This is a genomic window from Aeromonas sp. 102P, assembly GCF_051920345.1.
GTDB lineage: Bacteria > Pseudomonadota > Gammaproteobacteria > Enterobacterales > Aeromonadaceae > Aeromonas > Aeromonas veronii.
The window spans coordinates 3,758,878-3,771,969 of the sequence record NZ_JBQBCZ010000001.1 but is presented as its reverse complement, the minus strand read 5'-3'; the positions used below and the strand labels follow the sequence as shown (position 1 = coordinate 3,771,969).

Here is a 13,092-nt window from a genome sequence, read left to right as displayed (position 1 = left end):
TTCATATATGGGACAAGCATCAGATTTGTGTGTCTTTTAAATCCCATATCTCGTGAAACCTTTGATAGAATCAGCCCGCCGTCACACGCTTGAGCAAGTTGGTCACCCCTGTCTGCGTCAGTTTTTGCGCCCTGACAGCTGGCCTCTCATACCCCTTCTCTTCCTGCCTCGTTGACGGCCCATAGCCACAAGGAGCTGCCCGATGGGACAGAAACACAACGCATTTATTCCCCTCAAGATCGCCGTGCTGACGGTCTCCGACAGCCGCACCGCCGCCGATGACAGCTCGGGTGACTATCTGGTCTCGGCCCTTACCGACGCGGGCCATCAGCTGGCCGATCGGGCGCTCTGCCCGGACAACCTGTTTCGCATCCGCGCGCGGGTGAGCGAGTGGATCGCCGATGAGGGGGTGCAGGTGGTACTGATTAACGGCGGTACCGGCTTCAACGAACAGAACCGGGTGCCGGAAGCGGTCGGTGTGCTGTTCGAGCGCACCGTACAGGGTTTTGGCGAGATGTTCCGTCAGCTCTCTTTTGCCGAGATTAAAGGCTCCGCCATGCAGAGCCGTGCGCTGGCGGGACTCGCCAATCGCACCCTGATCTGCTGCCTGCCCGGCTCCACCGGCGCCTGTCGGCTGGGTTGGGAGCAACTGATCCGCGATCAGCTCGATGCCCGCACCAAGCCGTGCAACTTTGTCTCCCACCTCTGAGAGCAAACGATGAACCAGACCGATCCCAAGCAGACCCAGCCCAACCTGACGCATCTGAACCAGAGCGGCGAAGCCCATATGGTGGATGTGACCGACAAGCAGGTAACCGAGCGTGAAGCCCGTGCCGAGGCGTTTGTTGCCATGGCTCCCGAGACGCTGGCGCTGATCCTGAGCGGCCAGCACCACAAGGGTGACGTGTTCGCCACCGCCCGCATCGCCGGCATCATGGCCGCCAAGAAGACCTCCGATCTTATTCCCCTCTGTCATCCGCTGGCCTTGACCAAAGTCGAGGTGGAGATAGTGCCGCTGCCCGAGCAGAATCGGGTGCATATCCGCACTATCTGCAAGCTCTCCGGCAAGACCGGGGTGGAGATGGAGGCGCTGACGGCGGCATCTGTTGCGGCGTTGACCATCTACGACATGTGCAAGGCAGTGCAAAAAGACATGGTGATCGAGCAGGTGCGGCTGGTAGAGAAAAAGGGCGGCAAGTCCGGCCATTTTCAGCTGGGGTCAAATAGCGGGGAGCAAGCATGATCAAGGTACTGTTTTTTGCGCAAGTAAGAGAGCTGGTGGCCTGCGACGAGTTGAGCCTGCCGTGCGACTACGCCACCGCCGAACAACTGCGCGCGGCGCTATGTGAGCGTGGCGACAAGTGGGCGCTGGCGCTGGAAGCAGGCAAGCTCTTGGTCGCGGTCAATCTGACCTTGGTGCCCCTCGATACCCCCATCAATGATGGCGATGAGGTGGCCTTCTTCCCGCCGGTGACCGGAGGTTAAGGATGAGCGAGGCAATCATGACCGATCGCGTTGTGGTGCAGCGGGAGGATTTCTCGCTGGCGGACGAATATGCCCGCCTCGCCACCCGCCCCGACAGTGGCGCTATCGTCACCTTCGTTGGCAAGGTTCGCGACTTCAATCAGGGGGAGGAAGTGAAGGGGCTGGCCCTCGAGCACTACCCCGGTATGACCGAGAAGGCGCTGGCCGATATCGTGCAGGAGGCCCGTCGCCGCTGGCCGCTGCAGGAGTGTACCCTCATTCATCGTATCGGCGAGTTGTGGCTTGGCGATCAGATCGTGCTGGTGGCGGTGAGCAGTGCCCACCGCGACGCCGCCTTTGATGCCTGTCACTTCATCATGGATTTCTTGAAAACCCGGGCGCCGTTCTGGAAAAAAGAGCTGACCGCCGAGGGTGTGCAACGCTGGGTCGAGGCCAAGGAGAGCGACAACGCCGCCGCTGCCCGCTGGCAAGCCTGACCTGTTCATCATGAGGGGCGCAGGTTCAACGGGAACCACGGCCCCGCCAAGGGGCGCGGATGTGCGGGCCCCATCAGGAGAAAGGGAATGAAACCGCTGTTATCTGTTGTCATCGCCGGTGTCTGCGCCGCCACCTTGCATACCGGTGTCGTGCAGGCCGATGAAGTGAAAGTGGCCGTGGCGGCCAACTTCAAGGGCACCATAGATCGTATCGGCAAGGAGTTCACCGCCAAGACAGGCCACACCCTGGCCATCTCGTCTGCCGCCACCGGAGTGCTCTACACCCAGATCAGTCACGGCGCACCGTTCGATCTCTTCCTCTCCGCCGATGCGGCGACCCCCGAGAAGCTGGAAAAAGAGGGCAAGGGGAGCGATCGCTTCACCTACGCCATCGGCCAGCTGGGGCTGTGGAAGAAGGGGGGGCCGGCCCCTGACGAGGCGACCCTGCGTAGCTGGAAAGGCAATCTCGCCATCGCCAATGCCCGCACCGCACCCTATGGTGCTGCCGCCATGGCGACCCTCACCCATCTCAAGATCGATCCCAAGCAGTACCGGTTGCTGACCGGTGCCAACATCGGCCAGACCTGGCAATTTGTCGACACCGGCAATGCCGAGCTGGGCTTTGTCGCCTGGGCCAATCTGGTGGAAGCGGGCAAGACTGGTGAAGCCTGGGCAGTGCCTGCGAGCTTCTATCCCCCCATCGAGCAGCAGGGGCTGGTATTGAAAAAAGGCGCCGCGGTCGAGGCTCTGGTGGCCTGGCTCAAGGGGCCGGGTCAGGCACAGATCAAGGCAGCTGGTTATGCCTTGCCCCAATAAGGGGATGGGCCTGATGCGATACCCTGAGTGGTCGGCCTTCGGGTCGGCCACTCTTTGCAATAAGGATGGATACCATGCCGTTGGAGGCATTTATCAACCGGGAGGTCGGCAATGAGTGAAGGGGATCTGCTGGCGGTCTGGCTCACCCTGAAGCTTGCGGCCTGCACCACAGCGATTTTGCTGTTGCTGGCACCGCCGCTGGCCTGGTGGCTGTCGCGCAGTCAGAACCGGCTGCGGCCACTGGTTGAGGCGCTGGTGGCGCTACCGCTGGTGCTCCCCCCCACTGTGCTGGGTTTTTATCTGCTGCTCGCCTTCTCCCCCGAATATGGTTTCGGCGCCTGGTGGCGCGACACCTTCGGGGCGCCGCTCGCCTTCAGTTTTACCGGTCTGCTGCTCGCCTCCATCCTCTACTCGCTTCCCTTCGTGGTGCAGCCGCTCACCTCCGCCTTCGTCAACATGGGCAACAAGGAGCTGGAGGCCGCCGCCACTCTGGGGTTCGGCCCGGTTGAGCGCTTCTTGCACATCATCTTGCCGATGACGCTGCCCAGCTTTGTGATGGCGGCGGCGCTCGGCTTTGCCCACACCCTGGGGGAGTTCGGGGTGGTGCTGATGATTGGCGGCAATATCCCCGGCGAAACCCAGGTACTCTCCATCGCCCTGTTTGATCATGTGGAGGCAATGGATTACCAGAATGCCCATATTCTGGCGGGCGGCCTGATGGGCTTCTCGCTGGTGATGCTGGTGCTGGTGTACGGCGTGCTGCAGCGCCGGCAACGGAGGCTGTTCGGATGAGTGAAATCCTCACGACACATCCGCTGCTGCTAAAAGTGCAACGTGGGTTCGGCGCCTTTACTCTCGATTGCGAGCTGGCGCTGGAGCTTGGGGGCATCCTCGGTCTGTTCGGCCCCTCCGGCTGCGGCAAGAGCAGCTTGCTGCGCATCATCGCCGGGCTGGACCGTGCACCGGGCGACACCTTGAACTGGCAGGGCCGGGGGCTGAGCGATCTGCTGCCCGAGGCGCGCCGGATCGGGCTGGTGTTTCAGGATTCGCGCCTCTTCCCCCATCTGAGCGTGCTCGGCAACCTGCAACTGGCGGCCCGCAAGGGACGAGGACGCTGGCAGCCCGAGGCGCTGGCGACTCGGCTCGGCTTTGCCGAGCTGCTGGCCCAGCCTGCCCACGGCCTCTCCGGTGGCCAGCGCCAGCGGGTGGCGCTGGCCCGGGCTCTGCTGGCCGAACCGGATCTGCTGTTGCTGGATGAACCTTTTTCCGCGCTGGACAGACGCAGCCGCATCCATCAGGCCCACGTGCTCAAGGGCTTGCAGCAGGAGAGCGGCATCCCGATGATCTTCGTTAGCCACGCTATGGAGGAGGTGAGCCTGCTCTGCGATCAGCTGGTGTTGCTGGCGGATGGCCGGGTGGAGGCGCAAGGCAGACCGAGCGAGATCTTCGCCCGTACCGACCTTTCGCTTGCCAGTCGCGACGATGCCGGGGTGATGCTGACGGCGACCCTCTCTCACTACGATAACGACGAGCAGATGGCGACCCTGCAGCTTGGTGAACAACAGTTGCGCGTCACCATGACTCATGTGCCGGACGAGGGGGGGGCCCTGCAGATCAAGGTGGCCGGGCGGGACGTGGTGATCGCCACGTCCCCCATCGAGCACTCCAGTCTCTCCAACTGCCTCACCACCCGCTTGCTGGCTGAACGCGAGGTACGCCCTGGCCAGACCCTGTTGCAGTTGGCGCTGGGTCAGCAGATACTGCTGGCCCGGATCACCAGCCGCTCCGCCAGACGGCTGGCGCTCGCCCCGAACCAGCAGATCTACGCCTACATCAAGGCGGTGAGTCTGGTCAGCGAGGGCTGAGCGGGATATATCTGGTTGAAGCATAAAAAACGAAGAACAGGATGGTTCAGCGGATGAGTCGAGAGGCAATGAACTGATGCGCCGCAATCAGGTGATGAAATCCAATGGTCTTGCCCTGCGCAGTGCGGGGGAGGGCCCTTTGTTGTTGCTGCTGCATGGGCTGGGTTCCTCCAGCCTCGACTGGCAGGCACAGATAGAGCATTTTTCCGAGCACTACCGGGTGGTAGCGCTTGACCTGCGTGGCCACGGCCAGAGCATGCAGGAGGGGCCGTTCGACGTGGCCACTCTGGCGGCAGATGTAGTGCGCTGGCTTGATGAGCAATCCGGCCCCGCCTGGGTGGTGGGGTTGTCGCTCGGGGCCATGGTGGCGCTGGAGCTGGCGCTGCAACTGCCGCACAAGGTGCAGGGACTGGTGCTGGTCAACGGCTTTAGCGAATTTCTGCTGGAGACCCCCAAAGAGCAGGAGCGGCTTGCCCAGCGCCTCAAGTGGCTGCGCTGGTTTGGCATGCGTCCGCTCGCCTGGTGGCTGGGGCGCGAGCTCTTTCCCGGCCCTGAGCTGGCTCAGGTGCGCCACACCTTCCGGCTGCGTTTTGTGCGCAATAAAAAGAAAACCTACAAGGCACTGCTGGAAGCGCTGCCCGGCTGGTCGGTACGTGCCCGGCTCGGCAATATCTGGCAGCCGGTGGCTATCATCTCCACCAGTCACGACTATCTGCCGCTTGCCAAGCGGGTGGAACAGTTCGCCTCCCTGCCCAACGCTACCATCCACACCCCCGAGGGTCACCACGCCTGGCCGGCGGAAGACCCCTCCGGTTTCAATCATTTGCTTCACCGGATTTTAGAAACTCATTAAACTTGTCGCCTTTCTACTCCGTGTATGTAGTGGTCCGATCGCCTTGCCAGTGGCAGTTGGCAAGGCAATCGGACCAATTTTGCTCTATCAACAGGTGCTTCCCCCATGTCTGAAGTAATGAAAATGGCCATCGATGATGGCTCGACCAATGTCAAGGTGAGCTGGATTGAGAACAAGGTGCTCAAGACCATCATCTCTCCCAACTCTTTTCGCAAGGACTGGAAGAGCGCCGCATTGCGCAAAGACAAGAAGATCTACAACTACGAGATAGGCAATACCAAGTACACCTATGATGCGACGTCGGACAAATCGCTGGCGACCACTCATGTTGAGTACCAGTATGACGATCTCAACCTGCTCTCCGTGCATCATGCCCTGCTGCAAACCGGTGTAACTCCATGTGACGTAGCCATTACCGTGACCCTGCCCATCACCGAGTTCTATCACCCGGATGACTGCCAGCGTAACGAAGAGAAGATCGAGAAGAAGCGTCGCAACCTGATGCGTGCCATCACCCTCAACAAGGGCGAACTGTTCAACATCGTCAGCGTGGAAGTGATGCCGGAGAGCCTGCCAGCAGCGCTCTCCCGTCTGGTTGGTTCGGGCTGCAACGAATTTACCAAGACTCTGGTGATCGACTGCGGTGGCACCACCCTGGACATGGGGATCATCGTTGGCGAGTTTGACGATGTCTCCGATGTCTACGGCAACAACGAGATCGGCGTCTCAATGGTGACCGATGCGACCCGCAAGGCGCTGGCGGCAGCGGACAGCGATTCGAGCTATCTGGTGGCCAACGAGTTCATCAAGCGTCGTCACGACATGAGTTTCGTACGCGAGGTGGTCAACGACGAGAGCCAGATCCCGCGCATCCTCGAGAAGATGCAGAACAAGATCGACGAACTGGGCTCCCAGGTTGCCCACGAAGCGAAGAAGTTTGCCAAGAACCCGAACCGCGTCTATCTGGTCGGCGGTGGTGCTTCCCTCATCCACGATGCCATCAAAGCGGCCTACCCGACCCTGGGTGACAGAGTCGAGCTGCTGGATGATGCCCAGTCCGCACTGGCCCGCGAGATCTGCCTCTATACCACCGAAGAGGATGAGGTCTATCGCGAAGCGCCCGTGATGGCCGAGGTTGGCGATGAGTAGTCAACTCAAGCGCATGTCCTTCTCCATCTATATGGATCCGGGGGCGCTGGAGTCTGATCGCTATGCGGTCGGGGTGTTGCAGAACTGGTATCAGCGGGCACGCAAGATCCAGGATGGCAGCGAGGAGTTCGACTTCTCCAAGAGCCGTTTCCACAAGGATATCTATCTCTCGGGCATGTTCATGTATGTGCTGGCGCCCAACCTCTGCAAGGCAATTGCCAATGCACTGGGGCCGGAGCAGGTGAGCATGACCACCCTGCGCCATGCCTTTGCCAGCTGTGGTTTCCATCTGGGCGGGGAGGGCAACGAACGCCCCGCTACGGATGCCATGGTTGAGGAGATAGTGGCGCGACTGGCTCCGCGGTTGGAGCAGGCAGATAACGGTTCGCTGGCTGACGAGATCGTGAGTCGTCTTGGCCAGCAGGGAGGAGCCCCCTCTTCCGACCAATTGGTGGAGGAGATAGTGAGCCGCCTTGGCGAGCAGCAGCCCACCGAGCTGTGGGATGAGCTGAGGCAAGGTCTGCCAACTCCCCTCGATCATGAGCTGCTGGCTGAAGCGATTGCGGGCAAGTTGCCATCAACTGCAGGCGAGCAGGATCTGGCGCCGCTGCAGAGCAGCATCCAGTTGCTGTCCCGTCAGCTGGAAGAGCAATCGCGTCTGATCCGCGAGCAGCACAGATTGATCCAGCGGCTGGCCAGTGCGCCAGTGCGACAGGGGAGTGATGGCGCTGAGGCTGAGCCCATAGTGGAAGATCTGTCAGCTCAAGTAGCCAACATCAAACGAGTCAAGGCCAAGGGTATTTTTTGACGGCACTTGACGTAAACACAATGCAAAAAGCCGACCCATGGGGTCGGCTTTTTATTGGTTGCAACTGAGCACATCGCTATGCGGGAACTGCCGTGCTTACGGATGTGAGCAGACCGGGCAGTCGGGGCGCTTGGGCAGCTTCATTTCGCGGAAGGTGCCGCTCAGGCCGTCGATCATCAGCAGGCGGCCGCTGTAGTTCTTGCCCATGCCGGCCAGGATCTTGATGGTTTCGAGCGCTTGCAGGTTGCCCACCAGGCCCACCACGGGGGCGAGTACCCCGGCTTCGACGCAGGTGAGGGCCTGCTCGCCAAACAGGGCGCTGAGGCAGGCGTAGCAGGGCTCATCTTCCTGCCAGGTGAAGCTGCAGAGCTGACCTTCGAGCCGGATGGCGGCGCCGCTGACCAACGGTACCCTGTGCTGGCGCGCCTTTTGGTTGAGCAGATTGCGAATGGTCAGGTTGTCGGTGCAATCCAAGACCAGCTGGTGGCGGGGCAGCAGGGTATCGAGCAGCGCCTCGTCGGCCACGGTAGCGTGGGTCTCCACCTCAAGCCAGGGGTTGAGGGCGCGCAGGGACTGCGCTGCTGAGTCCACCTTGTAGTGGCCGATGCGCTCATCGGTGTGCAGCACCTGCCGCTGCAGGTTGGAGAGCTCCACCTTGTCGAAATCGACCAGAGTGAGCTGGCCAACCCCGGCCACCGCCAGATACTGACTGGCGGCGCAACCAAGGCCACCGGCACCGATCACCAGCACACGGGCCTGCTTGAGCGCCTCCTGTCCCTCGAAGTCGAAGGATTTGAGGATGATCTGGCGGTTGTAGCGAAGCAGTTCGGCGTCGCTCAGGATCTCGCTCACAGCAGCAATCCCCCGAATGGCTCCACGGTCACCGTCTCGCCCGCGGCGACGCGGCCCCGTTCCCGTTCAAGAACGATGTAGCAGTTGGCTCGCGACAGGGAGCTGAACACGGCGGAGTCCTGCGAGCCGGTGCTGCGCACCTCGAGGCCGTTCGGTCCCTGACTCATGATGCCGCGCTGGAAGTCGAGTCGGCCCGGGCTCTTTTTGAGTGGCTCGGCCGCAATGGCTTGCAGCTGGAGCGGGCGCTCGAAGTGCTGACCTGCCAGCTTGGCCAGCGCCGGTTGCACCAGCTGATCGAAGGTGACCATGGCGGAGACGGGGTTGCCCGGCAGGCCGAAGAACCAAGCGTGGGGCAGACGACCGAAGGCAAACGGCTTGCCCGGCTTGATGGCCAGCTTCCAGAAGCCAATCTCGCCGAGCTCGTCCAGCAGCTGTTTGGTGAAATCCGCTTCCCCCACCGAGACGCCGCCGGTGGTGATGAGTACATCGGCCTCTTCGTCGGCGCGGATAAAGGCGGCGCGTAGCTGGGCCGGATCGTCGGGGATGATGCCAAGGTCGAGGCAGTCGCAGCCTATGCGCGCCAGCATGGCCCGCACGCCGTAGCGGTTGGAGTCATAGATATCGCCGTGGGCCAGCGGGGTGCCGACCGGTTTGAGCTCATCGCCGGTGCTGAAGATGGCCACTTTCAGCGGGCGACGCACCGTGACGGTAGCCACGCCGAGGGAGGCCAGCAGTGGCATTTCGCGCGGGGTGAGGCGAGTACCGGCTGGCAGCACGCAGGCGCCCTTGCCTATATCGCTGCCGGCGCGGCGGATATTCTGGCCCGGTTCGGGTTGTGCCAGAAAAGTGATCCGATCGCCGTCGGCCTGCGTTTCTTCCTGCATCACCACTGCATCCGTACCGGCCGGTACCGGAGCTCCTGTCATGATCCGTACGCAGTGGCCGGCGGGCCATTCCCCCTGATAGGGCTGACCGGCAAACGCCTTGCCCGCCATGATGAGCGGGGTGCCGCAGGTGAGATCCGCAAGACGCACGGCGTAACCGTCCATGGCGGAGTTGTCGAAGGGGGGCACGGCGAGGGGAGAGCGGATATCACTGGCAAGCACGCGGCCAAGGGCATCTGGCAGCGGCAGGGGTTCGCTGTCGCAGCAGCAGGCGAGCTGCGTGAGCATCGCGGCTAGGGCGTCGCGTAAGGGGAGCAGTCCACTGGTATCAAATCCCATCGTCATGACCTCTTTCTATGATTGAAGGCGGGATTATCACAAAAATCCCCGGGGATGGGCAGGTTATCTCAAGGATTCTCGGGGTAATCGGCGCTGAAACGGGGTGAGATGGCCATAAAGTATGAGGTGACGCACAAGTTGACTTGAATCTTGGCGGCAATGGCCGTTTACTATGCCGCCATAACAGATGGCCGTCACATCCCGAGTGGCGACCATTACAGCGATACCGTCGGCCCTGTACGCCACCATAACATAAGGGGTTGCTCGATGAGCTGCCCTCACAGTCCCTGAGCGTGGGAGAGAAGATAATGACAACCTTAAGTCCGGAAGCCTTGCTGGTCAGGGCTGCCCTCGAAGCCCAGGGACTGGAAACCCCCCTGGTCATCAACGAGCTGAACAGCCAGCAGAAGCGGGAGAAGATCGAAGGCCATATGCGCTCCATCATGGAGACGCTGGGGCTGGATCTGGCCGATGACAGTCTGGCCGAGACGCCGCATCGCATCGCCAAGATGTACGTCAACGAGATCTTCTCCGGCCTCGACTATTCCACCTTCCCCAAGGTGACGGTGATCGAGAACAAGATGCAGGTGGACGAGATGATCATGGTGCGGGACATCAGCCTCACCAGCACCTGCGAACACCACTTCGTCACCATCGACGGCATGGCCCATGTGGCCTATATCCCTCGTGGCAAGGTAATTGGCCTGTCGAAGATCAACCGCATCGTGCAGTTCTTTGCCCGCCGTCCCCAGGTGCAGGAGCGGCTCACCCAGCAGATCTTGCTGGCGCTGCAAACCCTGCTCGGCACCAAGGATGTGGCCATCAGCATCAAGGCGACTCACTACTGCGTCAAGGCGCGCGGCGTGATGGACTCCACCTCCTATACCACCACCACCTCCCTCGGCGGGGTGTTCAAGACCCAGCCCGATACCCGGGCCGAATTTCTCGGTGGCCTGCGCGGATAAGATGGCGGTTGTTTTGTAACCGCCTTGCTGAATAAACGAGACGCCAGCAGCCATTGCTGGCGTTTTTATGGACGATAGCCAGAGATGGCGAGCCTGTATCGACCACTTTCTCTATTTTCGTAAGCGAATATTTCATGTTCGTGATCGAACGCTCAAAGTGTGAAAATCCTGACTGGTAGCTCTTCGGAACCAACCTGTCCCCTCTTAAGATGCTTGCCATTACCAGCAGGGCATCATTTACAGGTTGGAGTAGCCGTGTTTCGTTCAATCAAACATCAGGTCATGTTTTTTGGTGGCTGTATTTTACTGGCTACCGTGTTGAGTGTGGTCGGGTATAGCTATCTGTCTCTTGCGACTATGCAAGGTGGTATTCAGGGCGAAATGCGCGAGACAACTCGTCAGGATGCCGGACGATGGCTGGTGGCTCTGGCTGGTCAACAAGCCGGCGAGATCGCAGGCACCTTTGAACAAGCCCTTAATACAGCAGAGACACTTGCCGCCATGCTGGCTGGCAATGTTCATCAACCCAAGCCATTGGATCGGGCTACCGTGACAGCCTTGCTCAAGGATGTTGCTGAACGGAACAGCGACTTTCTCAGTATCTACAGTGGTTGGGAGCCAAATACCTTTGATGGTCAGGACAGTACGTATTTGACTGACGGGGTACATAGCCAGGCCACTGGCAACTTTGCCCCCTACTGGAGTCGTGGTCCAGCTGGGTTCACCATCAAACCGCTGGGCGACTACTACAGCAAGAGTTTGAGCAAGACCGGTATCCGGGCATCGGAATGGTATCTCTGTCCGATGGAAAGCAAGGCAGCCTGTGCTGTCGACCCTTCCGTTTATACCGTGAATGGCCAACCGACGCTGTTGACCTCTTTTGTTGTGCCCGTTTTGGATCAGGGCCGCTATCTGGGGATGGTCGGGGTCGACTATTCCCTCAATTACCTGCAACAGTTGGCCAAACAGGTAAGTGGCCAGGTGTTCTCTGGCCAGAGTCGGGTCAGGATCATCAGTCCACACGGCATCATCGCCGCGGATTCGGTGCAACCTGATGTGATCGGGGGGCGGCTTGAAGAGTCTGGCTTGATGGATCTGCTCAACAAGGGGGAGGCCAGTAGTCAGCAAGTGTCGGGTCAGTTGCGCGTGCTGGTGCCAATCCATCTTAAAGGGGTCACTAAAGCCTGGGGGATCATCATTGAGGTGGATGATACGGCGCTATTTGCAGATGCTGATCAGGCTGAACAGGCGAGAGCCGCTGATTTCAGCGAGAGTTTATGGATACAACTGTTGGTTGGGATCGTGGTGGCATGCCTTGGTCTTGTCGGTTTGGCTTGGGCTGCCGGATCCATCTCGCGTCCGGTACAACAGACCGCCAGCATGGTGGGACGTCTTTCTGCCGCCGGAGGGGACTTGACCCAACGCCTCAATGTGATGCGTAAAGATGAGACTGGCGAGTTGGCTGAGGGGATCAACCGGTTTGTCAGCACTATTCATCATATTGTGAGTGATACGGCACAAAGTGGCCGTGACCTGCAGCTAGCTGCCCACCAATCTGCCGAGCTGGCTCAGCAAGGATTGTCCAATAGCCATCGGCAATTGGAAGAGATTGAACTGGTTGCAGCTGCCATCCACGAAATGGCCTCGACGGCGGATTCCGTCTCCAGCAGTGCACAGATTACCGCTGATGCTGTAGATGAGACCCGCAAAGCGGTACATAGAGGTCAGCATGTTGTGAGCAATTCAGCTGGCGGGATCCGTGAGCTGAGTGTGCAAGTAGATGTGGTTGCACAGCGGATTGCCGAGTTGCAGCAACAGGGTCAACAGATCGGTTCGATTCTCGATGTGATCCGTACCATTTCGGAACAGACCAATTTGTTGGCTCTGAATGCAGCTATTGAGGCTGCTCGTGCCGGGGAGCATGGTCGGGGGTTTGCGGTGGTTGCGGATGAGGTCAGGCGATTGGCGTCCAAAACCCAGGCTTCAACCAAAGAGATCCAGGGCATGATCGAGCGCCTTCGTCAGACCACGGCAGAAGCTGTGAGTACCATGGGAGAGGGAAAAAACTTGAGTGAGCTGGCATTGCAGGATGCAGAGCTTGCCGTGACCGAGCTTGCGACGATAGTTATGTCGGCAGACCGGATCCAGGATATGGCGACCCAGATCGCCAGTGCGGCAGAGGAGCAGTCCAAGGTCACCGATGATATCAGTCGAAATGTTAGCAACATTCATGAAGCGGCAACCGCATCGACCCGTTTGGCTAACCAGCAGGATGAACAAAGTCAGCAAATGCATAAGTTAGCCAGCGATGTGATGGACAAGATTGGGCGCTTCCGCTATTAAGTTTTCACCCCTTTATAGTTGATCTTTCATCCAGATGACCCCTGTTTTGAACGGGGTCATTTGAGTTGCTTTAATTTTAATCACAAGACTCTTTCCGAACCGCAATAATCCGGCTATTCTACCGCCCCTCACGGCTCTCGCTGCCGCTCATGGAATTCAGAGATATTCATCAAGGTTGGATGGTGCGCCACTGAACAGGTGGCCAGATAGTTCATGCCAGGAGGGCGTGAACCGGACGAGTGCTACGAATTTAACGA

At 59.9% G+C, this 13,092-nt stretch carries 14 protein-coding genes; 12 read left to right on the top strand and 2 right to left on the bottom strand.

What is annotated here, in order from left to right; all coding sequences use genetic code 11:
• Positions 1-202 precede the first annotated feature (202 nt).
• The 10 genes from moaB (at position 203) to ACTG1K_RS17550 (ending at position 7,452) form a co-directional block, all read left to right on the top strand.
• Entirely contained in the window at positions 203-709 is a 507-nt protein-coding gene (gene moaB, locus ACTG1K_RS17595; protein ID WP_120415734.1) for a molybdenum cofactor biosynthesis protein B, read from the top strand.
• Between the two features lie 9 nt (positions 710-718).
• Positions 719-1,243, top strand: a complete 525-nt coding sequence (gene moaC / locus ACTG1K_RS17590; RefSeq protein WP_076495513.1) for a cyclic pyranopterin monophosphate synthase MoaC — start codon at positions 719-721, stop codon at positions 1,241-1,243.
• The gene (moaD, locus tag ACTG1K_RS17585) at positions 1,240-1,485 is read left to right on the top strand and encodes a molybdopterin synthase sulfur carrier subunit (protein WP_440006186.1); all 246 of its coding nucleotides are present in this window, start codon (positions 1,240-1,242) and stop codon (positions 1,483-1,485) included. The genes moaC and moaD overlap by 4 nt, the downstream gene beginning before the upstream one ends.
• Before the next feature lie 2 nt (positions 1,486-1,487).
• The gene (moaE, locus tag ACTG1K_RS17580) at positions 1,488-1,961 is read left to right on the top strand and encodes a molybdopterin synthase catalytic subunit MoaE (protein ID WP_440006184.1); all 474 of its coding nucleotides are present in this window, start codon (positions 1,488-1,490) and stop codon (positions 1,959-1,961) included.
• Positions 1,962-2,048: 87 nt separating this feature from the next.
• Positions 2,049-2,777, top strand: coding sequence for a molybdate ABC transporter substrate-binding protein (gene modA, locus ACTG1K_RS17575; protein ID WP_421299749.1), 729 nt, complete (start codon positions 2,049-2,051; stop codon positions 2,775-2,777).
• Between the two features lie 111 nt (positions 2,778-2,888).
• Positions 2,889-3,569, top strand: a complete 681-nt coding sequence (gene modB / locus ACTG1K_RS17570) for a molybdate ABC transporter permease subunit (RefSeq protein ID WP_440006182.1) — start codon at positions 2,889-2,891, stop codon at positions 3,567-3,569.
• Positions 3,566-4,642, top strand: a complete 1,077-nt coding sequence (gene modC, locus ACTG1K_RS17565; RefSeq protein WP_139395918.1) for a molybdenum ABC transporter ATP-binding protein — start codon at positions 3,566-3,568, stop codon at positions 4,640-4,642. Before modB ends, modC begins: the two co-directional genes overlap by 4 nt.
• Positions 4,643-4,718: 76 nt before the next feature.
• Positions 4,719-5,495 carry an alpha/beta fold hydrolase gene (locus ACTG1K_RS17560; protein ID WP_043851238.1) on the top strand — a complete coding sequence of 259 codons (777 nt, stop codon included), beginning with the start codon at positions 4,719-4,721 and terminating at the stop codon, positions 5,493-5,495.
• Between the two features lie 105 nt (positions 5,496-5,600).
• The gene (parM, locus tag ACTG1K_RS17555; RefSeq protein WP_185226818.1) at positions 5,601-6,644 is read left to right on the top strand and encodes a plasmid segregation protein ParM domain-containing protein; all 1,044 of its coding nucleotides are present in this window, start codon (positions 5,601-5,603) and stop codon (positions 6,642-6,644) included.
• Positions 6,637-7,452, top strand: coding sequence for a hypothetical protein (locus ACTG1K_RS17550; protein WP_440006179.1), 816 nt, complete (start codon positions 6,637-6,639; stop codon positions 7,450-7,452). Before parM ends, ACTG1K_RS17550 begins: the two co-directional genes overlap by 8 nt.
• 96 nt (positions 7,453-7,548) lie before the next feature.
• Here the strand turns inward: ACTG1K_RS17550 and moeB are convergent, their stop codons facing one another.
• Both moeB and moeA read right to left on the bottom strand, forming a co-directional pair.
• Entirely contained in the window at positions 7,549-8,304 is a 756-nt protein-coding gene (gene moeB, locus ACTG1K_RS17545) for a molybdopterin-synthase adenylyltransferase MoeB (protein ID WP_139395919.1), read from the bottom strand.
• A complete protein-coding gene (gene moeA, locus ACTG1K_RS17540) occupies positions 8,301-9,527 on the bottom strand; it encodes a molybdopterin molybdotransferase MoeA (RefSeq protein WP_425855179.1) in 1,227 nt (408 codons plus the stop codon). The genes moeB and moeA overlap by 4 nt, the downstream gene beginning before the upstream one ends.
• A 308-nt stretch (positions 9,528-9,835) precedes the next feature.
• Between moeA and folE the strand changes: the two genes are divergently transcribed.
• Complete coding sequence (folE, locus tag ACTG1K_RS17535) at positions 9,836-10,492, top strand: GTP cyclohydrolase I FolE (protein WP_139473435.1); 657 nt, start codon at positions 9,836-9,838, stop codon at positions 10,490-10,492.
• A gap of 255 nt (positions 10,493-10,747) precedes the next feature.
• On the top strand, positions 10,748-12,835 hold the full coding sequence (locus ACTG1K_RS17530) for a methyl-accepting chemotaxis protein (RefSeq protein ID WP_425855143.1): 2,088 nt from the start codon (positions 10,748-10,750) through the stop codon (positions 12,833-12,835).
• Positions 12,836-13,092: the final 257 nt, after the last annotated feature.

Coding starts and splice junctions, on each gene's coding strand:
- moaD (WP_440006186.1), top strand. CDS start 1,240: ATGATCAAGGTACTGTTTTTTGCGCAAGTAAGAGAGCTGGTGGCCTGC.
- modB (WP_440006182.1), top strand. CDS start 2,889: ATGAGTGAAGGGGATCTGCTGGCGGTCTGGCTCACCCTGAAGCTTGCG.
- moeA (WP_425855179.1), bottom strand. CDS start 9,527: ATGGGATTTGATACCAGTGGACTGCTCCCCTTACGCGACGCCCTAGCC.
- moaC (WP_076495513.1), top strand. CDS start 719: ATGAACCAGACCGATCCCAAGCAGACCCAGCCCAACCTGACGCATCTG.
- ACTG1K_RS17550 (WP_440006179.1), top strand. CDS start 6,637: ATGAGTAGTCAACTCAAGCGCATGTCCTTCTCCATCTATATGGATCCG.
- modC (WP_139395918.1), top strand. CDS start 3,566: ATGAGTGAAATCCTCACGACACATCCGCTGCTGCTAAAAGTGCAACGT.
- parM (WP_185226818.1), top strand. CDS start 5,601: ATGTCTGAAGTAATGAAAATGGCCATCGATGATGGCTCGACCAATGTC.
- moaE (WP_440006184.1), top strand. CDS start 1,488: ATGAGCGAGGCAATCATGACCGATCGCGTTGTGGTGCAGCGGGAGGAT.
- moaB (WP_120415734.1), top strand. CDS start 203: ATGGGACAGAAACACAACGCATTTATTCCCCTCAAGATCGCCGTGCTG.
- modA (WP_421299749.1), top strand. CDS start 2,049: ATGAAACCGCTGTTATCTGTTGTCATCGCCGGTGTCTGCGCCGCCACC.
- folE (WP_139473435.1), top strand. CDS start 9,836: ATGACAACCTTAAGTCCGGAAGCCTTGCTGGTCAGGGCTGCCCTCGAA.
- ACTG1K_RS17560 (WP_043851238.1), top strand. CDS start 4,719: ATGCGCCGCAATCAGGTGATGAAATCCAATGGTCTTGCCCTGCGCAGT.